Origin of the sequence: Lelliottia sp. F153 (assembly GCF_002870005.1) — a bacterium.
Taxonomy (GTDB): Bacteria; Pseudomonadota; Gammaproteobacteria; order Enterobacterales; family Enterobacteriaceae; genus Enterobacter; species Enterobacter nimipressuralis.
Genome location: NZ_PKFT01000004.1, coordinates 50,479 through 73,044 on the forward strand (window position 1 = coordinate 50,479; position 22,566 = coordinate 73,044).

The following is a 22,566-nucleotide window of genomic DNA, read 5'->3' on the forward strand; positions in this document are numbered from 1 at the left end:
GATCCCTGACCATAGCGTCTTATCATTACTTACAAATAACTAAGATTTTTCCTAATTCGAGGCAACTCTACTCGTCCGTTTTCCCACATACAATGCAGCCCCGCCCAAATTTTAAAAAAAATGTGATCTACGTCACAAAAATTAAGCGATAAGCAGGCATTAATCCATCAGCGTGACTTGTAAGTTGGTTGATTTTTAGCCAAATGAGGCTCTTTTCTATTCTGAATGGACGAATACTCATGCAGTGGCTTATCCGACCAGCTCACTCCTCGCCAGAGAGCATTATCCTTAATGATCTTTTGCTTAACATATTAAGCCATAGTTAATAACACATCATTAATTTCATTTAAAATCATGAAGTTATAAAATTAAAAAATGTAACAAATTTCCGTTCGTGAAGATAACTTGCTGGTCAAAAACGGCGGATATCTGATGACGGGTTCAATATTAAAAAGGGGATGTTTTGGTTAAGTAACGCTTTTACGTTGATAAGCTCGGTTATGACACTATTCGTTTTATAAGAATAATTAATGAATAATTATGATAAGCGTCACACCAATGTCGTATTGCCCTCTTGCGAAGCGGTACGAATCGCGCTAATGGTGATGAATCTTCTGTCTCTGGACATCAAAGGAGTGAGCGATGAGTTACTCACACATTCTGGTATGCGTTGCTGTTACCCCGGAAAGCCATCAGCTGCTGGCGCGAGCGGTCTCTATCGCCCGCCCGCTCAATGCGCGGATTAGTCTGGTTACGCTGGCGGCCGAGCCGGAAATGTATAACCAGCTGGCGGCACCGATGCTGGAAGATATTCGTGGGCTGTTGCAGGAAGAGACGCAGCAGTTTTTGCAGGAGCTGGAGGATAAAGCCCAGTATCCTATCGCGCGGACCTTTATCGCCACCGGCGAACTGAGCGAACATATTCTGGATATTTGCCGCAAAGAGCAGGCCGATTTGGTGATCTGCGGTAACCATAACCACAGCTTCTTCTCACGCGCCGCCTGCTCCGCCAAAGCAATTGTCAGCTCAAGTCAGGTGGACGTGCTGCTGGTTCCCCTCGGCAACTGATGCCGCCGAGGGGGACTCGTTAAGCCAGTTTAGGGAAGGTTGCGACCTTTTTTTGCAGATTGCTCTCCCGGCTACGGGGAGTGATCCGCTCAAGATCGCGAATAAAATGCTCCTGCCAGTGATTAATATCGTTCTCGCGAATCACTTTCATCATCTCCGCATGGCGCGAGATACGCTCAGTCAGCGGCATGGTCAGCGCCCTGTCGAGGGCATTCGCCACATCATCGCTGTCGTAAGGATTGACGATCAGCGCCGAAGTCAGCTCGTTCGCCGCCCCCGCAAACTGTGAAAGCACCAGCACGCCAGGATCTTTCGGGTCCTGCGCGGCGACATACTCTTTTGCCACCAGGTTCATCCCGTCGCGCAGAGGCGTCACCAGCCCCACTTCCGCATAGCGGAAAACCTTCATCAGAATTTTGCGCTCAAAATGCTGGTTGAGATAATACAGCGGTGTCCAGCCCAGTTGCCCGTAGCGACCGTTGATGCGCCCGGCCTCGGTTTCCAGCTGATGCCGGATATCCTGATAGGCCTGCACCTCACCACGTGAGGTCGGGGCAATCTGCGTATAACGGATTTTACCGTGATGCTGCGGGAATTTTTCCAGCAGTCTCTCATAAGCCTGGAAGCGTTCCGGCAGCCCTTTCGAGTAATCCAGACGCTCCACGGAGAAGATGTTTTTGACGTTTTTCAGCTCGCTTTTGAGCTGCGCCAGTTTCGGCGGCAGCGGGCCAGAGGCATCAGCGGCGATTTCATCAGGTTCAATACCGATAGGATAGACTTCGGTCTCGAAAGTCTTGCCCCACGCGGTATGAGACTTGCCGCTGCGGGTGGTCACGCGCGTTTTACCGGAGACGCTATCGAGAAACGCCACGCGGTCGTTTTCCGTCTGGAAGCCAAGCAGATCGTAATCGCACAGCCCTTCCAGCAGCTCTTCATGCGGCGGCAACGCGGTGAAAATCTCCGGCGTCGGGAACGGGATGTGCAGGAAGAAGCCGATCCGGTTATTCACCCCACGTTTGCGCAGCTCGCTGGCGAACGGAATCAGGTGATAATCGTGGATCCATAAAATATCGTCTTCCTCGATTAACGGCAGCAGTTTATCCGCCAGCAGCGCATTGACACGTGTGTACCCTTCCCACGAATCGCGCTCAAATTTAACCAGGTCCAGACGATAGTGAAACGCCGGCCACAGCACGGCATTCGAGAACTGCGAGTAATATTCTTCGTAGTCCTTCTCACCCAGATTAAACGATGCCCACGTGATGTTGCCCCGTGTCACCTTTTTTAGCGGCTGGTCTTCATTACCGACGTCACCGCTCCAGCCAAACCACAAACCGCCAGCTGTTTTTAAGGCACCCAAAATCCCTACCGCCAGACCACCCGCGCTGGATTTTTTATCGTCCGGTGGCGCAATTCGGTTAGAGACTACGACTAAGCGACCCATCATGTTTTCTCCTGTTGTTATGCGCTATTTTTTCTTCTTGTTGCTGGTTAGCGACTTCGGTGACCCATTGCCAGACGCTGGCGACATTCGCCAGTCGCCATTCGGCGCAGGTTTCACCCTGTCCGACTTTAATTGATACCCCTCCGGCCTGATTGACGGCGCTAAAACCGCTTTCGTCCGTCAGGTCGTCGCCGATAAACACCGGCGTTCTGCCCGCAAAAGGCGCCTCGGTCATGAAGGCCTTGATCGCCTCTCCTTTATTAATGCCCCTCGGTTTTATTTCCACCACACATTTCCCCGGCTGCAGTGCAAGCTGAGGGTGTGCCGCGACGATGGAGGTTGCCAGCGCCGTGATGGCAGCTTCGTGCTGCGGCCCCTGACGATAGTGCAGCGCAAAGGCCATCCCTTTCGCCTCCAGCTCCGTTCCCGGCAGATGCTCGAGCGCCGCGGTCAGTTGTACCGTGAGCGACTGAATCAGTGAATCGGGAAGAGAGACGATATGCGCATTGCCATGGATGTCGCGGCGCTCCGCTCCGTGCACACCGGCAAGCGGAAAGCGGTAAGGCCTGGCAAGCTGATCCAGCTCGGCCATTGAGCGCCCTGATATCAATGCCAGTGCCCCATGATTGATGCTGGAGAGCTGATGTAACACCCGGAGAATATCGGCAGGTATCACCACCTGATCGGGGTGCGGTTTGATGTCGGCGAGAGTCCCGTCGAGATCGAAAAAGAATGCGAATTCTCCGGTCAGTGCAGGCGGTACGTTTAACGAGTCTGCCACCCTTATCCTCCTTACGGTTTTCGAGATGTCAGACATTTAACATCTCAGTAGCCATGTAAGTATAGACAGTGTGACGCTGCTCGCCATTTAGCAAACCGCCTGCCAGCATTGCTGGCAGGCGGCAGGGAGGTAGGACTAGACTTAAAAGTTGGGCCAGATTTTGCTCAAACGGTGCGCTTCGCCTTTTGCTTGTAACGGTCGAAGATCACTGCTGCCAGCAGGATTAGGCCACGTACGACGTACTGCGAGAAGGGGGAAATATTCAGCAGGTTCATGGCGTTCTCAACGGTGCCGAGGATAAGGATACCGGCCACCACATATGAGATTTTTCCGATGCCGCCTTTTAGCGAAACCCCACCCAATACGCAGGCAGAAATCACAATCAGCTCATAGCCAATCGAGGTCATCGGCTGGCCGCTGGTCATACGCGAAGCCAGAATAATCCCCGCCGCCGCCGACACCAGACCGGAGAGCACAAAGATAATAATTTTGGTACGCACCACCGGGACACCTGCCAGGCGTGCAGCCTCTTCATTCCCACCGATCGCCAGCGTATTGCGGCCAAAGGTGGTTCTGTTGAGCAGGAAGCCAAATATAATCAGACAGCCCACCGTCAGCCAGATTGGCGCCGGCAGACCCAGCCAGTTGGCGTAGCCGAGGGTAAAGAAACGCTCGTCTTCAATCCCCACCGCTTTCCCGTCAGAGATAATATAGGCCAGGCCGCGCACAATTTGCATGGTGGCAAGCGTGGTGATCAGGGCGTTGATCTTCAGGCGGGCAATGACAAAACCATTCACCAGCCCGCTGAGCACACCCAGCATCAGCCCGGCAAAAACCCCTATCCACAGGCTTTCCGTCAGGTTGATCACCACCGCCGCCGTCACACCTGCACAGGCGATGACCGACGCAACGGAGAGGTCAAAGTCGCCGGACGCCAGACAGAACAGCATTCCGCAGGCGACCATACCGGACATAGAGATCGCCAGCCCCAGCCCTTTCATGTTGACGAAACTGGCGAAATTCGGCACGAAGATCGCACAGCCCAGGAACAGGACGGCAAAGACCACCAGCATCCCGTATTGATCCCAGATGCGCCCCAGGCTAAAAGCCGATTTCGGTGCGCGAGAGGTAGTTACAGAGGACATCATTCACTCCTTGCTCAGGCGACAGCCTGGCTGACTTTAGGCATGGCTAGGCTCAACGCCTGTTGTTCATTCGCCTGTTCATGTAGCAATTCACCGGCGATATCCCCTTCGCGCATCACAATAATGCGGTCGGCAACGCCCAGCACTTCGGGCAGATCGCTGGAGGCGAATAACACCGCCACGCCGCGTTTTGCCAGCTCATAGATGACGTTATAGATTTCGTGCTTGGCCCCAACGTCGATGCCGCGCGTCGGTTCATCCAGCAAAATGACTTTCATCTCTTCCGACAGCCAGCGGCCCAGAATGGCCTTTTGCTGGTTCCCGCCGGAGAGATTCATGATGAGCTGTTCAGCACCGGGGGTTTTAATATTCAGGGAGCGAATATGGTAATCGGCGTTAATGTTTTCCCAGCTGTCGTTGATCAGGCATCCGGCGCGAATGAATTTTCGGCGTGCCGAAATGTTAATGTTGTCGCGCACGGAGTGAACCGGAATAATCCCGTCGGCTTTACGATCTTCCGGACAGAGCATCATCCCCGCGCGGATCGCGTGAGCCGGTTTCTGAATATCCACCGGCTGACCGTCGATATACACCTGGCCTGCGGTGATCCGCGTGCCGCCGAACAGCCCTTTCATCAGCTCGCTGCGCCCTGCCCCCACCAGCCCGAACAGACCGACGATTTCGCCGCTGCGCACCGACAGGGAGATTGGCGTACGCACGCCTGGTGCTTTGACGCTCTCCAGACGCAAACGCTCGGCAGCGTATTCTCGCGGCTGCCAGTGATAGATATCCCCCAGTTCACGTCCGACCATCGCCTGCACCAGCTGGTCATGATTGACCTGCTGCATATCGGTGAAGGTGCGCACGTAGCGGCCATCTTTGAACACGGTGATGGCGTCGCTAAGGGCAAAAATCTCTTCCATACGGTGCGAAACATACAAAATGATGCGGCCTTCTTTGCGCAGCTCGCGGATCACCCGGAACAGGTTGTCGATCTCACGTGCCGAGAGCGAACTTGTCGGCTCATCAAAGGCGATAATTTTTGCGTTGCGCGCGAGCGCCTTGGCAATTTCCACCATCTGCCACTGGCCAATCGACAGATATTTCAGCGGCGTTTGTGGGTCGATATCCAGCCCGAGATGCTGCAGCTGCAGTCCGGCTTCATAATTGAGGAGCGAACGATTGACGATCCCGCTCTTGTGAGGCAGTTGCCCCAGATAGATGTTTTCCGCCACCGTCATTTCAGGTACCAGATGCAGCTCCTGATAAATGATAGCGACGCCAGCATTCAGCGCCGCCGTGGTATCGGCAAACACCATCTCTTCGCCGCGAATCGCCAGCGTGCCGGTCGTCGGGGCGTAGTTTCCGCTGAGGATTTTTAACAGCGTGGATTTCCCTGCGCCATTCTCCCCCATCAGGGCGTGGACCTGACCGGGATAGCAGTCGAAACTGATATCGGTCAGCGCGTTTACACCGGGGAACGTTTTCCCGATGCCGCGAAAAGAGAGATACGGGTCAGACTGTTGCATAACGTCTCCGTGATTCGAGTAGTGTACGTCTGGCCCCTCCGCATCGAGGGGCGCAATCACAACAAATTACTTACCGCCCAGCCCTTTTTTCGCCAGTTCCTCTTTGAAGTTGTCGCGGGTGATCAGCACCACGTCCGTCACCTCGGTGAATTTCGGAGGCTCGGCGTCTTTCGTCACCCAGTTGTAGAGCATTTCGCTGGATTTATAGCCATGCACATCCGGGCTTGGCAGCAGCGAGCCGTAGAAGCCGGTCGCTTGCGCTTTAGACAGCTCGCTCACCGCATCCACGCCATTAATGCCGACGCCGATGACATCCGCCGCTTTAAAGCCCTGACCTTCTGTCGCGCGCACGCCGCCCAGCACGGTGTTGTCGTTCATGCCGACCACCAGCCAGTGTTTAACTTCAGGGTGTTGCACCAGCATGGAGTTTGCGGCGTCGAAGGCGCCTGGAATATCGTTCGATTTCGTCGGGACTTTATAGATCTGTTTTTCCGGGAACCCGGCCGCTTTCAGCGCGTCCATCGAACCGGACGTGCGGCGACGCGCGGTATCGAGTTCATCTGCGGTGATCGCCATAACGGCAGTCTCTTTCACATCCCAGCCGCGTTTTTGCATCTCTTTATAGAGTTCCTGGCCCTGACGCTCACCGATTTTGGTGGCCGCCATCATCACCAGCGGAACGGTATCCATCGGTTTGCCTTTGGCATTGACGAACTGATCGTCAACCGCAATCACCTTCATGCCGTAACCTCGCGCTTTTGCCACAATGGCCGAACCGAGTTTCGGATCTGGCGTACAAATGACAAAACCTTTCGCGCCGCTGGCCGCCAGGCTGTCGATGGCGTTCAGTGTTTTTTCACCATCGGGTACGGCAATTTTGATGACATCAAAGCCGAGATCTTTCCCGGCTTTATCCGCAAATTTCCATTCGGTCTGGAACCAGGGTTCTTCAGGCTGTTTCACCAGAAAACCGAGCTTTAAATTCTCTGCCATAGCGGATTGTGACATAACGGCTGCCAGGCCGATGGCCGCCAGCGTTTTAGTAAATTTGTGCATGGTTAACTCCAGCATTAGCATACTTTTATGTAGGGTATAGTGTCGTGCTTTTTATTTAATCGGACGTAAAACAAGGTATTAGCGCTCACCCTTGAATAAGTGATGGTGCTGGAGATAGTTTTAGCGGGAAATTAATCATCCATAAGAGAGCGGCATCACACCGCAGAATTACAGTAATTGCGTACATATATTCAGCGATAAATGACATAAAAAAGGCAGGTATTGTCGGACAAATTGGAGGGGATTAAGCAGAATTATCCATAAGGTCAGCTAAGACGTCCCTGTAATACGGACGCCGTAGCGTCCGCGTAAGAATTTACCAGGCGTAGTAAATATGATCCGCGTGATCGCGAACCGGTGCTTCATCCCCCAGTAAACGGGCGGCCAGGGTCAGGGCAAAATCAAACGCGTGGCCGAGGCCTTTGCCGCTGAGGAGATTCTGATCCTCTACCACCGGCGCATCGACGTATTCCCCGTCGTTGACCGTTTCCCATAAATCGCCTGAGCAGACATAGCGACGCCCTTTCAGCAGGCCGTTGCCGCCCAGCACGCGCGCCGCGGCAGAGCAGATTGGGCAGATCAATTTGCCCGCGTCGTCATGTGCCTTAACAAAACGAACCACTTCCTGGCTGGCAGCCAGATTGACACTACCCTGCGGCCCGCCCGGCAGTACCACTGCGTCGTACAGCGTATCGGCGCGCTCGGTGAGCGTGCTGTCTGCCACCATCGGGATGTTGTGATAACTCACCACCGCGCGAGACTCCGCGCAGGCCAGCGTTTCGACGTCAATATGCATACGGCGCAAGATATCAATCGTGATAATTGCTTCCGCTTCTTCAAATCCTGGTGCCAACAATACCGCCACTCTGCCCATTTTGATCCTCATAAATGAAATAGATAAAACATCGTTTCATTTTACAAGAAGTCACCCGTCAAACCTGTGCGTGGATCACAGTTCATTCTTTTTACAAATTACGGGCATTATTCCTAATTGCATGACGGGAAATGAAAAGTGGGTCACATAACGACGGTACAGAACGGCTTTATTCTGTTGTTAATCATCCCTCCTCTAGATAAGGATATTATAATGACAACTTCAGGAATGATTCAGAAACTCAACACCCAGATGAACCTCGAGTTCAACGCCTCCAATCTCTATTTGCAGTTGAGCGACTGGTGTTCAGAGCACAGCCTCAACGGAACCGCCACCTTTCTGCGCACCCAGGCGCAATGCAATATCACCCACATGATGCGGGTCTTTGACTATATGAAACAGGCCGGGGCTAACCCGATTGTCAAAGCGCGTGTGATCTCCGATGACGCCTGTTCATCGCTGGAAGAGATATTCCAGAAAACCCTCGACGAGTACGAGCAGCGCTGTACCATGCTGAAAACGCTCGCCGGAGAAGCCAAAGCGCTGAATGATGACACCACGCTCGATTTCTTACGTGATATGAGAAAAGAACAGCAGCAGGATGGATTATTGCTGAAAACCATTCTGGATGAGGTGCGCAGCGCGAAGCGTGCCGGGTTGTGTATGACGCAGACTGACCAGCATCTGCTTAATCTGGTGAACTATCAGCGCCACTGACACCCGGCTAGTTATCCACAATTGTTAAATAATAGTTACCAAGTAACTGCTTTTATTGAAATTTAACAAATCAGATCTGGCTCCCAGCCAATAACCTTACAAAGTGAAATGATTTATTTCATTTCACTTTGATTGACGAGGGAGCTTCATGATCACCATCGAGTTTATTGTCATTATCCTCTGCCTGCTGGTAGGAACGCGGTTCGGCGGGATGGGCCTTGGGCTGATAAGCGGTATCGGTCTTTTCATTTTAAGTTTTGTGTTTGGACTCCAGCCCGGTAAACCGCCGGTGGACGTCATGCTGACGATCCTTGCCGTGATCGGCTGCGCGGCGACCCTGCAGACCGCGGGTGGCCTGAATGTCATGATGCAGTTTGCTGAGCGCCTGCTGAGAAAACATCCGCAGCACATCACCCTCCTCGCTCCCTTTACCACCTGGATGCTGACGTTTCTCTGCGGGACCGGTCACGTGGTGTACACCATGTTTCCGATTATCGCCGACATCGCGCTGAAAAAAGGCATTCGCCCGGAACGCCCAATGGCCGTTGCTTCTGTTGCCTCGCAGATGGCGATTACGGCGTCCCCGGTCTCTGTTGCCGTGGTATCGCTGGTGTCAATTATTGGCGCCCAGCACGGTATCGGTCAGGCGTGGGGGATCCTCGAGATTCTGGCCGTTTCCGTACCCGCTTCGCTGTTTGGAGTGATGATTGCCGCACTCTGGAGCCTGCGTCGTGGAAAAGATCTGGCTGACGATGCGGAATTCCAGGAAAAACTCAGCGATCCGAAACAGCGCGAATTTATCTATGGCAGCACCGAAACGCTGATGAACCAGCGCTTTCCGAAGCAGGCGTACTGGTCGACGTGGATTTTCTTCGCCGGCATTGCTGTCGTGGTGCTGCTGGGGGCGTTGCCCGAGCTGCGTCCTGCCTTTGAAATCAAAGGCAAAATGACAGCGCTTTCCATGAATCTCGTCATCCAGATGATGATGCTGATTGCCGGTGCGGTGATGCTGATTGCCTGTAAGGTTAACGCCTCTGCCATTTCGAACGGTGCGGTGTTTAAGGCCGGGATGGTGGCGATTTTCTCGGTCTTCGGCGTTGCGTGGATGAGCGATACCTTCTTCCAGGCGCACCTCGACGAGCTGAAAATGGCGCTCGAAGGGGTAGTAAAAAGCCATCCGTGGACTTACGCCATCGTGCTGTTCCTGGTCTCCAAACTGGTAAACAGCCAGGCCGCAGCATTGACCGCCGTCGCACCGATGGGCCTGATGCTGGGCATTGAGCCAAAAATGCTGATTGCTTTCTTCCCGGCCTCCTACGGTTACTTCGTGCTGCCCACCTACCCGAGCGACCTGGCCTGTATCGGTTTCGACCGCTCCGGTACCACCCGCATTGGCAAATTCATCATCAACCACAGCTTTATTCTGCCGGGGCTTATCGGCGTCAGCTGTGCCTGTGCTGCCAGCTATCTGCTGGTGCAGACCTTCTTCTGAACGCCAAAAGGGCGACATTGCTGTCGCCCTTTTGCATAAACTTGTTTCTAAATTCAAAACATCGGTTTATTTTAGTGTGACTCACCCTGCGGTGTGAACTTGAGTTCGATAAGCGCGATGGCTTTTTGAATGGCGCGAAGCGTAACGGGGTCCGCCGCAGCAGGATGGCTGGTGAAATCGATGTTTTTCAGTTGGGTGGACATTTTTTCACGCACTTCAATCGGCGCGATAATGTCTAACACATCCAGGATTTGTTTGATGACCAACTGGCATGCGACGACGTCAGATACCAGTTCCTGATCGGCGCTCAGATTTTGAGACATAGGAAGCTCCTTACATAAAGAGCGCCATAGTAGCAAAACGATAGCCCTTTCATCTTCCCTCTCGTCGAACGCAGACATAAAAAAACCTGCCGAAGCAGGTTTTTTTCATCAGAACATTGCGCCTGGCGGTACGTCTTTAAACGTGTTGCAGTAGTTAGCCCACATGCTTTTCAGGATTTTGCGCAGTTTCATTTGATGCTCCGGTAATGTGTTATGCAGGTGTTATTGTCTATGCGCATATAATATGACCAGCGTCACAAAAATCAATGATTATGTGACGCAAATCACGGTTACAAAATCAGCAATGCTGCGGGATTGTTACAAAAATCCATGACAAATCCGCAGCTTAGAAATCGATAAGTTCCAGTAAATTTTTATAAATTTTTTTGATATGGCAGGGTAATGATGACTGACAACATCACCGGAAAGGAGAACCGCGGGCTGTCGCCAGCGGCACTGCTGGTTGCCGGGGCGTTCTTTATGGAGTTTCTCGACGGAACCGTGATTGCCACCGCGCTTCCCGATATGGCGAAAAGCTTTGGCGTACAGGCCGTGGATTTAAATATTGGCATCAGCGCCTATCTGATCACGCTGGCAGTCTTAATCCCCGCCAGCGGCTGGATTGCCGACCGCTTTGGCGCACGCAAAGTGTTTGCCGTGGCGCTGGCGATCTTCACCCTCGCCTCCGTCTTTTGCGGGCTGTCCACCACGGTGGATCAGTTTGTCGCTATGCGCGTGCTGCAGGGCATGGGCGGTGCGCTGATGGTCCCGGTCGGGCGGCTGGCTGTCTTGCGCACCACGCCTAAACATCAGTTGATCACCGCTATCGCCACCCTCACCTGGCCCGCGCTGGTGGCACCCATTATCGGGCCGCCCCTCGGCGGCTTTATTACCAGCTACGCCGACTGGCGCTGGATCTTCTTTATTAATGTGCCCCTTGGGATCGTGGCGATTATTCTGGCGCTGCGGATTATTCCCGATCTGCACGACGATGAACGTCGTCCCTTCGATACGCCCGGCTTTATCGCCACCACGATTGCGATGGTGAGCCTCGTGTATGCCATGGAGTCGATGGGGGCGAAGCATTCACAAGGCTTACTCACCCTGGGGCTTTTGGTTGTCGGGGCGGTCACGCTTATCTATGCTCTGCGCCATTTTCAGCGCGCCCAGTGGCCGATGATTCGCCTCGACGCCATGCAGGTTCCGACGTTTCGAGTAACGATGTACGGCGGCTCACTGTTTCGCGCCTCCGTAAGCGCGGTTCCTTTCCTGCTCCCCCTGATGTTCCAGGTAGGCTTTGGAATGGATGCTTTTCACTCTGGTCTGCTGGTGCTGGCAGTATTTGTCGGTAACCTGACGATTAAACCTGCCACCACGCCGCTGATCCGTCGCCTGGGTTTCCGAAAACTGCTGCTGATAAATGGAGCGCTAAACGTATTGTCCCTGCTGGCCTGCGCGTTTATCTCACCGCAGACGCCGGTCTGGCTGATTATGTTGATCCTTTATCTGGGCGGGGTGTTCCGTTCGATTCAGTTTACGGCGGTCAGTACGCTGGCCTTTGCGGATGTACCATCGGTACAAATGAGCTACGCCAATACGCTGTTTTCCACAGCGACGCAGCTGGCGGTCGGGCTTGGGATCACTCTCGGGGCGATTGGAATCCGGATTGGCGAGAAAATGGGCGATTTGCTGGACATGGCAAGCGTGCCAGGGATCAGCTTTCGGCTGGCCTTTGTCGCTATCGCGCTGATTTGCCTGGTGGGGATGGTGGATACTCTGCGGCTGACGAAAGATGCGGGGAGCGCAGTATCGAACAAGGCATAAAAAAAGCCAGCATAGCTGGCTTTTCATTCAGATAGCCGTTTAGCCTACGATACCGCGAACAAATGCTTCGATCTCTTTGTCCTGGCAGTTTTCGAAGAAGCACTGCTGGAAGCGCTGACCGGAAACGGCGGTTTTCACCAGCTCAGGATCGATTGCACGCAGGGTATCCAGATAGTTCTCTTTCACCACGGCGGCTTTCACCTGGTTCAGAATACCGGCGTTACGCACCTGTGGCTCTTTACGCTCTGGCGGATACCCTTCGCCTTTACGGCCAGTAAACGCTTTTTCGAAGATAAAGCGCACGTTCAGCTCAGCACCCCAGCCGAAGCCTTTGGCGAATGGCAGAGAGAGCGCGTTACCGTTGTTGATCTGCGCAAACAGGAACGCATCTGCCGGGTCGATACAGTAACCGCAAATCACGCCCGGGTGGATGTTCAGCGACATCAGCGCGCCCTGGCCTGTCCCGCAACCGGTGACCACAAAGTCCACCGCCTTAGAATTTAACAGGATGCTGGCCATGATACCCAGGTGGATGTAAGTCAGATGGTGATCGTTCTCGTCACTCATCCCGACGTTGTAGACCGGGAAACCTTTCTCATCAACGACGGTTTTCAATTCGTTGAGGATAGTGGCGTTTTTGCCAGCCTGGCTGTTTTCCATCATCAGTGCAATTTTCATTCTTCATCTCCTGAATACGTTGCGGGTGTTGCCGCCAAAGATAGCGAATCCAGACAACCTTACTATCTAACAAACGCACTTTCAAATTAACTGAAAAAATGTTTTAAAAAACGAAAGCCGCTTCACATAATCAGGCAATGGAGAAGAAATGAGATGCGGTTGCTCAACGTTAAGAAATACCTGCTCACCAATCCAGCCGTTGGCTAGACTGCTTTTGAAAGACAGTAAAAAACCTTTGAGGAACACTCGTCCTGTGAGGAGCTGCCGGTCGCCTCGCATCCCTTTTACGGATACTTTCCTGGGCCAGCGCCGTTTTTGCCCCGTGCCGCCAGCAGCACTGGCGTTTTGCATAATCTTCGGCAGGCTCTCCCACCAAATCATGTCGTTGAAAAGAGAGAGGGAAATTCGTCCGGCTATTCGCGGCATTGACCGTTCTGGCAGGCGGTAAAATAGCGTGTTTACATTGAATCAGAGCGAAATATGAAGAGATTATTCGTTGCCGGTTTATTTCTGCTCCTCGCGGGCTGCACGGTCACCCGTCAGGCGCAGGTGAGCAACGCCGATGCGCCAGGCGGCGTTGTGCGACTGGATTACGGTCAGGCGATTTTCCAGAATGCCCGTTACGATGACTATGTCACCAACGGGACGGCCACGCGCGAGTGCCAGAGCATGGGCTTCGCGACCGCCTCTTTCTATGGTCAGCCGATAAAAACCTGCAGCCTGTTCAGCGGGTCGGTTTGCCTCAACCAGACCGTCACTATCCAGTACAAATGCATGGGCTATGCGGTAAATCCCGCAGCGACGAAAACCTGGTAATAATAATAGTGCTGCCAGTTTTCCACTGGCAGTCTATTTAATACGAAGCGAAACCATTCTCATTAATATATAAACAACTGCCAATGCGTTTTATTCCCATTCGTATTTTGAATAATTAATCTTTTATTTTACCTTTTGCAAATAATTAAATAACAAATTATAGTGACGCCCTGACTGACTAATAAATAATTCCATGGAGCTGCACTATGCTGAAAACTGAAATGATCGATAAGCTCAACGAACAAATGAACCTCGAGCTTTTTTCATCCCTGCTTTATCAACAAATGAGTGCCTGGTGCAGCTACCACAGCTTTGAAGGCGCGGCCGCGTTCCTGCGTCGCCACGCCCAGGAAGAGATGACGCACATGCAGCGTCTGTTCGATTATCTCGCTGACACCGGCAGCCTGCCACGCATTAATCCAGTGGCATCTCCGTTCGCTGAGTATGCGTCACTGGACGAGCTGTTCCGCGCCACTTACGAACACGAACAGCTGATCACCCAGAAAATTAACGAACTGACTCACGCGGCGATGATTGGCCAGGATTATCCGACCTTTAATTTCCTGCAGTGGTATGTTGCAGAACAGCACGAAGAAGAGAAACTGTTTAAATCCGTACTCGATAAATTATCGCTGGCGGGTAAATCAGGCGAAGGTTTGTACTTTATTGATAAAGAGCTGTCGACTCTCGACACGCAGAAATAAAGTTTCGGGAGCCTTCTGGCTCCCCTTTTTTTAATGGCGACAGATTTTACTTACGTGCGTTGAAAACCCCTCGTCTGCCGGAATAAATTTCCCCCGCGCCGCCAGAAATGCCACCAGCTCCGCCGCTGTCATATTCTCTGCCGAGCAAGTATGAAAGCGCGCAATATTGCCAAAGCGGGAATCAATCGCCTGAACCAGGCTTTGCTCCGTGTACTGCTCACCCGACTCAATCATCATATTGAGCACATCATGTCCGTGAATCGATGGCATAACCCCTCCAAATCAAAGCCACAGTCTAAACAGGTATGCGCCCTGCTGCCTTGCGCTGGCACAGGTTTGTAACTGTAAAAATATGATTACACCGGTTGTAACGGTGATTTGACGAGTAACGACTTTTGTCTTACTCTGCGCCGCAAATTAGGTTGCGATTAGCGGTTGTGGTAGAGGAAAGCGTGAAGAACAGAACTCTGGGAAGTATTTTTATCGTCGCTGGCACGACGATTGGCGCAGGAATGCTGGCGATGCCCTTGGCCGCTGCGGGCGTCGGATTTAGCGTCACGCTGGTTCTTCTGGCCTGCCTGTGGGCGCTGATGTGCTATACCGCATTACTGCTGCTTGAAGTCTATCAGCACGTTCCAGCCGATACGGGCCTTGGCTCGCTGGCCGCCCGCTATCTTGGCCGCTACGGTCAGTGGATTACGGGGTTTAGCATGATGTTTCTGATGTATGCCCTGACAGCGGCCTACATGAGCGGCGCAGGCGAGCTGATCGCGTCAAGCGTCAACGACTGGTTTGGCTCTGCTATTTCTCCGGCGACCGGCGTGATCTTCTTTACGCTGATTGGCGGGGGCGTGGTATGCGTGGGAACGTCGCTGGTCGATCTGTTTAACCGCTTTCTCTTCAGCGCCAAGATTGTTTTCCTGGTAGTCATGCTGGCGCTACTGGCTCCGCACGTTCACAAAGTGAATTTGCTTACCCTCCCCCTGCAACAGGGTCTGGCGCTTTCTGCCATTCCGGTGATTTTCACCTCGTTCGGCTTCCACGGCAGCGTGCCGAGTATCGTCAGCTATATGAATGGCGATATTCGTAAACTGCGCCGCGTGTTCATTATCGGCAGCGCGATCCCCCTCATTGCCTATATCTTCTGGCAACTGGTGACTCTGGGCAGCATTGATTCGTCTACGTTTATTGGCTTAATGGCCGATCATTCAGGTCTGAATGGATTCTTGCAGGCGTTGCGTGAAGTGGTGGCTTCCCCGCACGTTGAGCTGGCAGTGCATCTGTTTGCCGATCTGGCGCTGGCGACCTCTTTCCTCGGCGTCGCCCTCGGGTTATTCGACTATCTGGCGGATCTGTTCCAGCGCAAACGCTCCGTCAGCGGACGCATCCAGACGGGTCTGATTACCTTCCTTCCGCCGCTGGCCTTCGCGCTGTTCTATCCGCGTGGGTTTGTCATGGCGCTGGGCTACGCGGGTGTGGCGCTGGCCGTGTTGGCTCTTTTGCTCCCTTCCCTGCTGGCGTGGAAAAGCCGTCAGCAACACCCTGATTCGGGTTACCGTGTGTGGGGCGGAAAACCGCTGTTAGGGCTGGTGTTTACCTGCGGGATTGTGGTGATTCTGGTGCAGTTTTCGATTGCAGCGGGGCTGTTGCCGGAGGTGGGATAAACCGACGAGCAATAGGTACCCGCAGGTATTAAAAGGGCTCATTGCGAGCCCTTTTTTATTAATGCAAACAGCAGCTTTTAAATTTCTTCCCGCTTCCGCACGGGCACGGATCGTTGCGTCCTACTTTAGTCCCGTTGACGATCGGCTTTTTGGCCTCAGGCTGCTGTGGATTCGCCAGCCAGTAGTTATATAAACGAATCGCCGCCGGACGGATGCTGTCCACGCTCGCCTGATACTCTTCTTCCGTCATTGCTTCAACGCGATCAACGTTCTCTTCCGAGCCATGCAGAGCGATCACCGCCAGATCAGGTTTCAGCTCTTCCGGCAAGGTAGACCAGTCGGTCAGTGCCATACCGCGCATGTAGCCGTAACACCACTCTTCCACCACGGTATAGGTGGTCCCCTCGACATCGTTCTCGCCAAAGACTGGCTCAAACTGGTCGGGATAGTCGCTCAGGCGCTCGGCGATGTCGTTCATATGCTTAAAGCAGAGATCGATAAAACGGTGCATTTCACGATCGTTTTTCCAGCGCGGGATGTGTTTTTCACCGCCCCAGATCGCCACCAGCCAGGTGTCGGGTTCCACCACAAGAGGACCGGACAGCACTGCGGTTAGCATGCCGTCGAGTTCGGAAACGTCAAGCACAGACGCATCGTCATGACCGTGAGAGATTAATGTCTCTTCCAGCCACTCCATTTCGTTTTCATTTAATGGGCCTTCAGTCATTACTGATACTCCTGAAAAAAAGAAAAGGAGCTTACCACACTTCGGGCGAGGACTCTTTAAATGCCGGTGCCTGGCGGGCAGAACACTGAGCCAGGAAGTGCGTTATGCACTTTGTGAGAGGCAGGGTTTGAGCACAACATACCAGACTCTGACCCCGAAATGCTGCGGTGAAATTATCCGGTCAAAATAACGTCCCCAATAAAACCGCCGATGAATATTATGCCTGCGTATTAAAGAATGAAGGACGGGTAATTGAAGCAGAGGGTATTTGTTTAGAGGTTATAAATTACCCATACTAAATTGGCACTTAATCATTGCTTAAATATACGTTTTTGCGGGGTTCTAACCAGAGAAGGTCCTTTGTTTCTTCACTGTATTCTTCATGCTCAAACCTTCTCCTCTCTGTAAGCACTTTTTAGCCCGGAGTCGTACAAGGTTTTATTTCTCATGCTGTATATCTCCGGGCATATTGCGGCTCACCAGCCAGAATGAAAATAGGGGCAAGTAAGAAGCGTGAAGATGGCGAAGGACAAAAACAAAAAAACCACCCGAGGGTGGTTTCACGACACTGCTTATTGCTTTGATTATTCTTGGCTTTCCCATGGTACCCGGAGCGAGACTTGAACTCGCACAGCGCGAACGCCGAGGGATTTTAAATCCCTTGTGTCTACCGATTCCACCATCCGGGCTCGGGAAGAAATTGGAGGCGCGTTCCGGAGTCGAACCGGACTAGACGGATTTGCAATCCGCTACATAACCGCTTTGCTAACGCGCCGTAAATCTGTTGTCTTTCGACCAGCACCCGCAACTGCCGATGCTTTTAATTTGGAGCGGGAAACGAGACTCGAACTCGCGACCCCGACCTTGGCAAGGTCGTGCTCTACCAACTGAGCTATTCCCGCATGTCACCAAGTCATTTGTAATCACTTGATTTCATTATCGTCCGACTGACTGTGCCGCCGTTCGATGCGTTGCATTCTACTTATATGACGATGTGAGTCAACGTTATTTTTGCATCCCAGGATCGTTTGCTGAAAATTGCGCCGAAACGATCACTGTTCAAGCAAATCGCCGCGTGCAGCGTTCAGGTACTGCAGCATTGACCACAGCGTCAGCACCGCTGCAACCCACAGCAGGCCGATACCCGCCCACTCGACCCACGCGTTAGGACGCCACAGCATCCACACCAGCGATGCCATCTGCGCGGTAGTTTTCACTTTACCAATCCAGGAGACCGCCACGCTGCTGCGTTTACCCAGCTCAGCCATCCATTCGCGCAGGGCGGAGATAATGATCTCACGGGCGATCATAGTCGCCGCAGGTAACGTCACCCACCAGGTGTGGTAATGCTCTGCCACCAGCACCATCGCAATGGCAACCATCACCTTATCGGCAACCGGATCGAGGAACGCACCGAACCGCGTGCTTTGATTCCAGCGACGGGCCAAATAGCCGTCAAACCAGTCCGTCACCGCAGCCACCAGGAAGATCAGCGCACATGCGAAAGGAGCCCACGTGAAAGGCATGTAAAAAGCCAACACAAAGAAGGGGATAAGGACGACGCGAAAAAGCGTGAGCAACGTAGGGATGTTAAATCGCATAGTGACGGTAACTGTCTGTTGTCAGTAAAATTTAGCTCTATGTTGCTACAGAGCCCTCAATGTTTCAACGAGTAGTAGATCTTTTCTGCCAGCCCTTGCGAAATACCCGGCACTTTTGCAATTTCCTCCACGCTGGCGTTGAGTAATCCTTGCAATCCGCCCATGTACTTCAACAACATCTGTCGACGTTTTGGCCCGACGCCCTCGATTGTCTCAAGCGTACTGGTGTTTTTCACTTTAGCGCGTTTTTTACGGTGTCCGCCGATGGCATGGTCGTGCGACTCATCACGAATATGCTGGATCACATGCAGCGCAGGGGAATCCGGCGGCAGACTGAAGCCCTCACCTTCCGGTTCGAAGAAGAGTGTTTCCAGACCGGCCTTACGATCGGTCCCTTTTGCCACGCCAAGCAGTAAAGGATGATGTTTATCCCACGGCACATCGAGCTCAGCGAAAACGGCTTTAGCCTGGCCCAGCTGCCCTTTCCCGCCGTCGATCAAAATGACATCCGGGATTTTGGCCTCTTCAATGGCTTTACCATAGCGACGGCGGAGCACCTGATTCATCGCCGCATAGTCATCACCCGGCGTAATCCCGGTGATGTTGTAGCGACGATATTCCGCGCGCACCGGCCCGTTGGCATCAAACACCACACAGGAGGCGACGGTTTGCTCACCCATTGTATGGCTGATGTCGAAACACTCCATCCGCTTCACTTCCGGCAGTTTCAGCAGCGTAGCCAACGCCGCCAGGCGCTGGTGAACGGTCGATTGCTGAGAAAGCTTCGTCGTCAGCGCCGTCGCGGCGTTGGTCCGCGCCAGCTTCAGATAGCGCGCGCGATCGCCGCGCGGTTTGGTCTGAACGTTAACGCGACGCCCTGCCAGCTCGGAAAGGGAGTCCGCCAGCAAAGTTTTATCATCAAGATTAAAATCGAGCAGGATCTCCGATGGCAACGTGCGCATCTGGCTGCCCTGCAGATAGAACTGGCCGACAAAAGTTTCAACCACTTCACCCAGCTCAGTACCGCCCGGCACTTTCGGGAAATAGCTGCGGCTGCCCAGAACCTTGCCCTGACGTATAAACAGAACATGGACGCAGGCCAGCCCGGCATCAAAGGAAACACCAATGACGTCCAAATCGTCGCCGGTATTCGACACAAACTGTTTTTCCGTGACGCGCCGCACCGCCTGAATTTGATCGCGGATACGTGCGGCCTCTTCAAACGCCAGCGCCTGGCTGGCTTTTTCCATTCGTGCAATCAGCTGCGTTAAGACCTGATCGTCTTTACCCGCCAGGAACAGACGCACATATTCAACCTGTTGCGCGTACTCCTCTTCGCTGACCAGTCCTGCCACGCATGGGCCGAGACAGCGGCCAATCTGGTATTGCAGACAAGGGCGGGAGCGGTTGCGATAGACGCTGTTTTCGCACTGGCGAACCGGAAAGATTTTCTGCAGCAACGCCAGGGTTTCACGCACGGCGTACCCGTTAGGGAAAGGACCGAAATACTCCCCTTTCGCATGTTTCGCCCCGCGATGCATGGCCAGACGCGGATGGGTGTCGCTGCTGAGGAAAATGAAAGGGTATGACTTATCATCGCGCAACAATACGTTATAGCGCGGCTGATAGAGCTTAATGTAGTTATGTTCGAGCAGCAGCGCTTCCGTTTCCGTGTGCGTCACGGTGACGTCAATTTGCTGAATCAGCGCCACCAGCGCTTCCGTCTTACGGGAGGCCAGATTGGTGCGGAAATAACTGGAAAGACGTTTTTTAAGGTCTTTGGCTTTGCCAACATAGATAACCGTACCGCCAGCGTCATACATTCGATATACGCCAGGCTGGCTGGTTACGGTTTTCAGGAAAGATTTTGAATCGAACACATTACTCACTGACTTGTTAGGGTCTCTGCATTACACAGACCATGACGAATGGCCAGGTGAGTGAGTTCGACATCGCCGTGAATGTTCAGTTTACTGAACATACGGTAGCGGTAGCTGTTCACCGTTTTCGGACTGAGATTCAGCTGCTCAGAAATCTCATTCACCTTTTGGCCTTTGGTGATCATCAGCATAATCTGCAATTCACGCTCAGACAAACTGGCAAATGGCGATCCGGTTTTTTCCGGTTCAATCTGACTTAACGCCATCTGTTGAGCGATATCCGACGCGATATAGCGCTGGCCGGCGAACACTGAACGAATAGCATTAACCACTTCCTGTGGTGCAGCGCCTTTGGTGAGATAGCCTGCGGCCCCGGCCTGCATCACTTTCGCGGGCAATGGGTTCTCCGTGTGGACGGTCAGCATGATGACTTTGGTGTCCACGTAAGCACGCGCGATTTTACGCGTGGCTTCAAGGCCGCCAATACCAGGCATGTTCATGTCCATCAGGACTACATCGGCTGAGTGGGTACGGCACCATTTCACGGCGTCTTCGCCGCAGCAAACTTCACCGGCGACTTTAATACCCTTTATATCTTCAAGTATGCGTCGTATCCCTGCGCGCACGAGTTCGTGGTCATCAACAAGTAGAACGTTGATCAAAGGAATGTCTCCAGAAATAGGGATAACGCTACTGACTACTAATTTGGCTTATATTAACGGTTTTCTGCCCAAGTTTAAAACGCTAAAAAGCATGTCATTCGATTTCGTTCTCGTTTTTGGAAATTAGCCTGTACAGCAAGTGGAAAGAGAATCGGATTTAAAAAGTCAAATACCGTTATTTTTAAGCCGCTGTATTCAAAAAGTTACGAAAAGATCGCCCCTCTGCGCCAGGAAAGTACGGCTCTTATATTTTTGTAACAATAATTAACAGCAAGAGAACGGGCTATAAACAATTTAGGCTGGTTAAAACATTATAGTGATTACACTTAAAACGTGTTTACTTAAATAAACAAAGAGCACAATTGAACAAAAAATAACCACTGCTTTTTTTCCTCTCTCTTGTGGTATACTCCGCCGCCATAACTTTCATCGTCGCGCTCTAGCGCCGTTTTGTAATGAGGAATAACAATGAGCACACCTGAATTCGCCACCGCCGAAAATAACCAAGAACTGGCGCAGGAAGTATCCTGTCTGAAAGCACTGCTGGCACTTATGTTGCAGGCGATGGGCCAGGCTGACGCGGGCCGTGTGATCATTAAGATGGAAAAGCAGATCGCCCAGATGGAAGATCAGGGCCAGGCAGATGTGTTTGCCGATACGGTTAAGCAAATTAAACAGGCTTACCGCCAGTAAAAAAAGAACGGCTGAACGCATTGCATTCAGCCGTTTTCGTGTCTGGCACGCAGAACAACTAAAGTGTGGTCAGATGAATCCCGTTGCCGCCGCGTAGCAGGCAATCTGCGTCTTATTCGGCGCATTGAATTTCTTCTGCATATTCTTCTGATGGAAGTTCACCGTATTCTCTGAGATCGACAAAATAATCGCGATTTCAGCCGACGTTTTGCCCTCAGCTGTCCACTTCAGAATTTCCTTCTCGCGCTTGCTGAATTTCATCTCTGGCGGCATCACCATGTCATGCTCAAAGCGCAGCAACGACGTCAGTGCCATTTGCACTAACATTTGCAGACGCAGCTCTATTTCATCGCTGTCCATCATTTTGCCAAACTGACTGGCGCGAGAAACGGAGAGAAAACCGAGCGCGTGATTAGGCAGCATCAGACACTGCGTAATTCCCTTGCGAATACCGTGGTCGCGCGCGCCGTCCCATAGCGGCTGTGCCTCAGAAAATAACGCATCCGTCCAGGGAAGGTGTCCCTGAATGAAATTCTCCCGCTTTAATACCGGGTCAATGGCGAAATAATTTTCTGACTGATATTGCGACATCCATTCAGCCGGATAGCTCGAATGAACCGTAATTTTAGGGCGCGTAAACGGAACCGGATGGCGAACACAGAGTGAGTAATAATCGAATTCAAGATCCTGTGTTTGTTGCTGAAGTTCCTGATAAACCTCGTCCGCCGTCCCCATTTGCTGGAATCGCAGGAAGCAATTCCGTCGCCAGGTGAAAAAGTCTGTATCCCTCATACTTACTGAATGAAGCCCCTGAAAAAGATAATCATTATTATGGTGAATATAACCTAACACATAAATCTTATTTATATGTATAAAATATCGACCCAA

Annotated in this window: 24 protein-coding genes and 3 tRNA genes; 8 read left to right on the top strand and 19 right to left on the bottom strand. The window is 52.5% G+C overall.

Annotated features, from left to right (window positions below; genetic code table 11):
* Positions 1-642 precede the first annotated feature (642 nt).
* Positions 643-1,068 carry a universal stress protein UspC gene (gene uspC, locus F153LOC_RS12250; RefSeq protein WP_100779743.1) on the top strand — a complete coding sequence of 142 codons (426 nt, stop codon included), beginning with the start codon at positions 643-645 and terminating at the stop codon, positions 1,066-1,068.
* Positions 1,069-1,087: 19 nt separating this feature from the next.
* On the opposite strand, the gene otsA is transcribed toward uspC, so the two are convergent.
* The 6 genes from otsA to F153LOC_RS12285 all read right to left on the bottom strand — a co-directional run bounded on the left by otsA (position 1,088) and on the right by F153LOC_RS12285 (position 7,897).
* Positions 1,088-2,512 (bottom strand): alpha,alpha-trehalose-phosphate synthase, encoded by a 1,425-nt coding sequence (gene otsA / locus F153LOC_RS12255; RefSeq protein ID WP_102104142.1) that lies wholly within the window; start codon positions 2,510-2,512, stop codon positions 1,088-1,090.
* Positions 2,487-3,293 (bottom strand): trehalose-phosphatase, encoded by an 807-nt coding sequence (otsB, locus tag F153LOC_RS12260; RefSeq protein ID WP_102104002.1) that lies wholly within the window; start codon positions 3,291-3,293, stop codon positions 2,487-2,489. Before otsB ends, otsA begins: the two co-directional genes overlap by 26 nt.
* Before the next feature lie 164 nt (positions 3,294-3,457).
* Positions 3,458-4,441: an L-arabinose ABC transporter permease AraH gene (gene araH, locus F153LOC_RS12265; RefSeq protein ID WP_181826512.1), complete on the bottom strand. Its 984-nt coding sequence runs from the start codon at positions 4,439-4,441 to the stop codon at positions 3,458-3,460.
* An 11-nt stretch (positions 4,442-4,452) separates the two neighbouring features.
* Positions 4,453-5,967, bottom strand: coding sequence for an L-arabinose ABC transporter ATP-binding protein AraG (araG, locus tag F153LOC_RS12270; RefSeq protein WP_100779740.1), 1,515 nt, complete (start codon positions 5,965-5,967; stop codon positions 4,453-4,455).
* A 66-nt stretch (positions 5,968-6,033) separates the two neighbouring features.
* Complete coding sequence (gene araF / locus F153LOC_RS12275; RefSeq protein WP_100780856.1) at positions 6,034-7,023, bottom strand: arabinose ABC transporter substrate-binding protein AraF; 990 nt, start codon at positions 7,021-7,023, stop codon at positions 6,034-6,036.
* Positions 7,024-7,339: 316 nt separating this feature from the next.
* The gene (locus F153LOC_RS12285) at positions 7,340-7,897 is read right to left on the bottom strand and encodes a DJ-1 family glyoxalase III (protein WP_102104003.1); all 558 of its coding nucleotides are present in this window, start codon (positions 7,895-7,897) and stop codon (positions 7,340-7,342) included.
* 213 nt (positions 7,898-8,110) lie between these two features.
* Here F153LOC_RS12285 and F153LOC_RS12290 point away from each other — a divergent pair, with 213 nt between their 5' ends.
* Positions 8,111-8,614, top strand: a complete 504-nt coding sequence (locus F153LOC_RS12290; protein ID WP_102104004.1) for a non-heme ferritin-like protein — start codon at positions 8,111-8,113, stop codon at positions 8,612-8,614.
* A 148-nt stretch (positions 8,615-8,762) separates the two neighbouring features.
* Positions 8,763-10,106 carry an anaerobic C4-dicarboxylate transporter gene (locus F153LOC_RS12295; protein WP_102104005.1) on the top strand — a complete coding sequence of 448 codons (1,344 nt, stop codon included), beginning with the start codon at positions 8,763-8,765 and terminating at the stop codon, positions 10,104-10,106.
* A 71-nt stretch (positions 10,107-10,177) separates the two neighbouring features.
* On the opposite strand, the gene F153LOC_RS12300 is transcribed toward F153LOC_RS12295, so the two are convergent.
* Positions 10,178-10,429, bottom strand: coding sequence for a DUF2766 family protein (locus F153LOC_RS12300; RefSeq protein ID WP_015959482.1), 252 nt, complete (start codon positions 10,427-10,429; stop codon positions 10,178-10,180).
* 108 nt (positions 10,430-10,537) lie between these two features.
* Positions 10,538-10,621: a stress response protein AzuC gene (gene azuC / locus F153LOC_RS12305; RefSeq protein WP_014832437.1), complete on the bottom strand. Its 84-nt coding sequence runs from the start codon at positions 10,619-10,621 to the stop codon at positions 10,538-10,540.
* A gap of 213 nt (positions 10,622-10,834) precedes the next feature.
* Here azuC and F153LOC_RS12310 point away from each other — a divergent pair, with 213 nt between their 5' ends.
* Positions 10,835-12,253 carry an MFS transporter gene (locus tag F153LOC_RS12310; protein WP_102104143.1) on the top strand — a complete coding sequence of 473 codons (1,419 nt, stop codon included), beginning with the start codon at positions 10,835-10,837 and terminating at the stop codon, positions 12,251-12,253.
* A gap of 39 nt (positions 12,254-12,292) precedes the next feature.
* Here F153LOC_RS12310 and F153LOC_RS12315 read toward each other — a convergent pair whose 3' ends face one another.
* On the bottom strand, positions 12,293-12,931 hold the full coding sequence (locus F153LOC_RS12315; RefSeq protein WP_100779736.1) for an RpiB/LacA/LacB family sugar-phosphate isomerase: 639 nt from the start codon (positions 12,929-12,931) through the stop codon (positions 12,293-12,295).
* A gap of 81 nt (positions 12,932-13,012) precedes the next feature.
* Positions 13,013-13,357 (bottom strand): hypothetical protein, encoded by a 345-nt coding sequence (locus F153LOC_RS12320; protein WP_102104006.1) that lies wholly within the window; start codon positions 13,355-13,357, stop codon positions 13,013-13,015.
* A 54-nt stretch (positions 13,358-13,411) separates the two neighbouring features.
* On the opposite strand from F153LOC_RS12320, the gene yecR reads away from it, so the two are divergent.
* Positions 13,412-13,747 (top strand): YecR family lipoprotein, encoded by a 336-nt coding sequence (gene yecR, locus F153LOC_RS12325; RefSeq protein ID WP_102104007.1) that lies wholly within the window; start codon positions 13,412-13,414, stop codon positions 13,745-13,747.
* Positions 13,748-13,953: 206 nt separating this feature from the next.
* Positions 13,954-14,451 (top strand): non-heme ferritin, encoded by a 498-nt coding sequence (gene ftnA / locus F153LOC_RS12330; protein ID WP_100779734.1) that lies wholly within the window; start codon positions 13,954-13,956, stop codon positions 14,449-14,451.
* A 30-nt stretch (positions 14,452-14,481) separates the two neighbouring features.
* On the opposite strand, the gene F153LOC_RS12335 is transcribed toward ftnA, so the two are convergent.
* Complete coding sequence (locus F153LOC_RS12335) at positions 14,482-14,721, bottom strand: YecH family metal-binding protein (RefSeq protein ID WP_102104008.1); 240 nt, start codon at positions 14,719-14,721, stop codon at positions 14,482-14,484.
* A gap of 182 nt (positions 14,722-14,903) precedes the next feature.
* On the opposite strand from F153LOC_RS12335, the gene tyrP reads away from it, so the two are divergent.
* Complete coding sequence (gene tyrP, locus F153LOC_RS12340) at positions 14,904-16,115, top strand: tyrosine transporter TyrP (RefSeq protein WP_102104009.1); 1,212 nt, start codon at positions 14,904-14,906, stop codon at positions 16,113-16,115.
* A gap of 58 nt (positions 16,116-16,173) precedes the next feature.
* Here the strand turns inward: tyrP and F153LOC_RS12345 are convergent, their stop codons facing one another.
* From F153LOC_RS12345 to uvrY, 7 genes are all read right to left on the bottom strand, one after another.
* Positions 16,174-16,842, bottom strand: coding sequence for a YecA family protein (locus F153LOC_RS12345; protein WP_100779731.1), 669 nt, complete (start codon positions 16,840-16,842; stop codon positions 16,174-16,176).
* 602 nt (positions 16,843-17,444) lie between these two features.
* Positions 17,445-17,531: transfer RNA gene (locus F153LOC_RS12350), tRNA-Leu, on the bottom strand.
* A 12-nt stretch (positions 17,532-17,543) separates the two neighbouring features.
* Positions 17,544-17,617 (bottom strand) — tRNA-Cys (locus F153LOC_RS12355).
* Between the two features lie 51 nt (positions 17,618-17,668).
* Positions 17,669-17,744 (bottom strand) — tRNA-Gly (locus F153LOC_RS12360).
* A 150-nt stretch (positions 17,745-17,894) separates the two neighbouring features.
* Positions 17,895-18,443, bottom strand: a complete 549-nt coding sequence (gene pgsA / locus F153LOC_RS12365) for a CDP-diacylglycerol--glycerol-3-phosphate 3-phosphatidyltransferase (RefSeq protein ID WP_100779730.1) — start codon at positions 18,441-18,443, stop codon at positions 17,895-17,897.
* Between the two features lie 56 nt (positions 18,444-18,499).
* Positions 18,500-20,332 (bottom strand): excinuclease ABC subunit UvrC, encoded by a 1,833-nt coding sequence (gene uvrC / locus F153LOC_RS12370; RefSeq protein WP_102104010.1) that lies wholly within the window; start codon positions 20,330-20,332, stop codon positions 18,500-18,502.
* Positions 20,329-20,985, bottom strand: a complete 657-nt coding sequence (gene uvrY, locus F153LOC_RS12375; protein WP_100779728.1) for a UvrY/SirA/GacA family response regulator transcription factor — start codon at positions 20,983-20,985, stop codon at positions 20,329-20,331. Before uvrY ends, uvrC begins: the two co-directional genes overlap by 4 nt.
* Positions 20,986-21,453: 468 nt before the next feature.
* Here uvrY and F153LOC_RS12380 point away from each other — a divergent pair, with 468 nt between their 5' ends.
* Positions 21,454-21,678: a DUF2594 family protein gene (locus F153LOC_RS12380; protein WP_100779727.1), complete on the top strand. Its 225-nt coding sequence runs from the start codon at positions 21,454-21,456 to the stop codon at positions 21,676-21,678.
* A 69-nt stretch (positions 21,679-21,747) separates the two neighbouring features.
* Here the strand turns inward: F153LOC_RS12380 and sdiA are convergent, their stop codons facing one another.
* Positions 21,748-22,470, bottom strand: a complete 723-nt coding sequence (gene sdiA, locus F153LOC_RS12385) for a transcriptional regulator SdiA (RefSeq protein WP_100780854.1) — start codon at positions 22,468-22,470, stop codon at positions 21,748-21,750.
* Between the last annotated feature and the right edge of the window lie 96 nt (positions 22,471-22,566).

Coding starts and splice junctions, on each gene's coding strand:
- uspC (WP_100779743.1), top strand. CDS start 643: ATGAGTTACTCACACATTCTGGTATGCGTTGCTGTTACCCCGGAAAGC.
- otsA (WP_102104142.1), bottom strand. CDS start 2,512: ATGGGTCGCTTAGTCGTAGTCTCTAACCGAATTGCGCCACCGGACGAT.
- araH (WP_181826512.1), bottom strand. CDS start 4,441: ATGATGTCCTCTGTAACTACCTCTCGCGCACCGAAATCGGCTTTTAGC.
- araG (WP_100779740.1), bottom strand. CDS start 5,967: ATGCAACAGTCTGACCCGTATCTCTCTTTTCGCGGCATCGGGAAAACG.
- araF (WP_100780856.1), bottom strand. CDS start 7,023: ATGCACAAATTTACTAAAACGCTGGCGGCCATCGGCCTGGCAGCCGTT.
- F153LOC_RS12285 (WP_102104003.1), bottom strand. CDS start 7,897: ATGGGCAGAGTGGCGGTATTGTTGGCACCAGGATTTGAAGAAGCGGAA.
- F153LOC_RS12290 (WP_102104004.1), top strand. CDS start 8,111: ATGACAACTTCAGGAATGATTCAGAAACTCAACACCCAGATGAACCTC.
- F153LOC_RS12295 (WP_102104005.1), top strand. CDS start 8,763: ATGATCACCATCGAGTTTATTGTCATTATCCTCTGCCTGCTGGTAGGA.
- F153LOC_RS12300 (WP_015959482.1), bottom strand. CDS start 10,429: ATGTCTCAAAATCTGAGCGCCGATCAGGAACTGGTATCTGACGTCGTC.
- azuC (WP_014832437.1), bottom strand. CDS start 10,621: ATGAAACTGCGCAAAATCCTGAAAAGCATGTGGGCTAACTACTGCAAC.
- F153LOC_RS12310 (WP_102104143.1), top strand. CDS start 10,835: ATGACTGACAACATCACCGGAAAGGAGAACCGCGGGCTGTCGCCAGCG.
- F153LOC_RS12315 (WP_100779736.1), bottom strand. CDS start 12,931: ATGAAAATTGCACTGATGATGGAAAACAGCCAGGCTGGCAAAAACGCC.
- F153LOC_RS12320 (WP_102104006.1), bottom strand. CDS start 13,357: ATGCCGCGAATAGCCGGACGAATTTCCCTCTCTCTTTTCAACGACATG.
- yecR (WP_102104007.1), top strand. CDS start 13,412: ATGAAGAGATTATTCGTTGCCGGTTTATTTCTGCTCCTCGCGGGCTGC.
- ftnA (WP_100779734.1), top strand. CDS start 13,954: ATGCTGAAAACTGAAATGATCGATAAGCTCAACGAACAAATGAACCTC.
- F153LOC_RS12335 (WP_102104008.1), bottom strand. CDS start 14,721: ATGCCATCGATTCACGGACATGATGTGCTCAATATGATGATTGAGTCG.
- F153LOC_RS12345 (WP_100779731.1), bottom strand. CDS start 16,842: ATGACTGAAGGCCCATTAAATGAAAACGAAATGGAGTGGCTGGAAGAG.
- pgsA (WP_100779730.1), bottom strand. CDS start 18,443: ATGCGATTTAACATCCCTACGTTGCTCACGCTTTTTCGCGTCGTCCTT.
- F153LOC_RS12380 (WP_100779727.1), top strand. CDS start 21,454: ATGAGCACACCTGAATTCGCCACCGCCGAAAATAACCAAGAACTGGCG.
- sdiA (WP_100780854.1), bottom strand. CDS start 22,470: ATGAGGGATACAGACTTTTTCACCTGGCGACGGAATTGCTTCCTGCGA.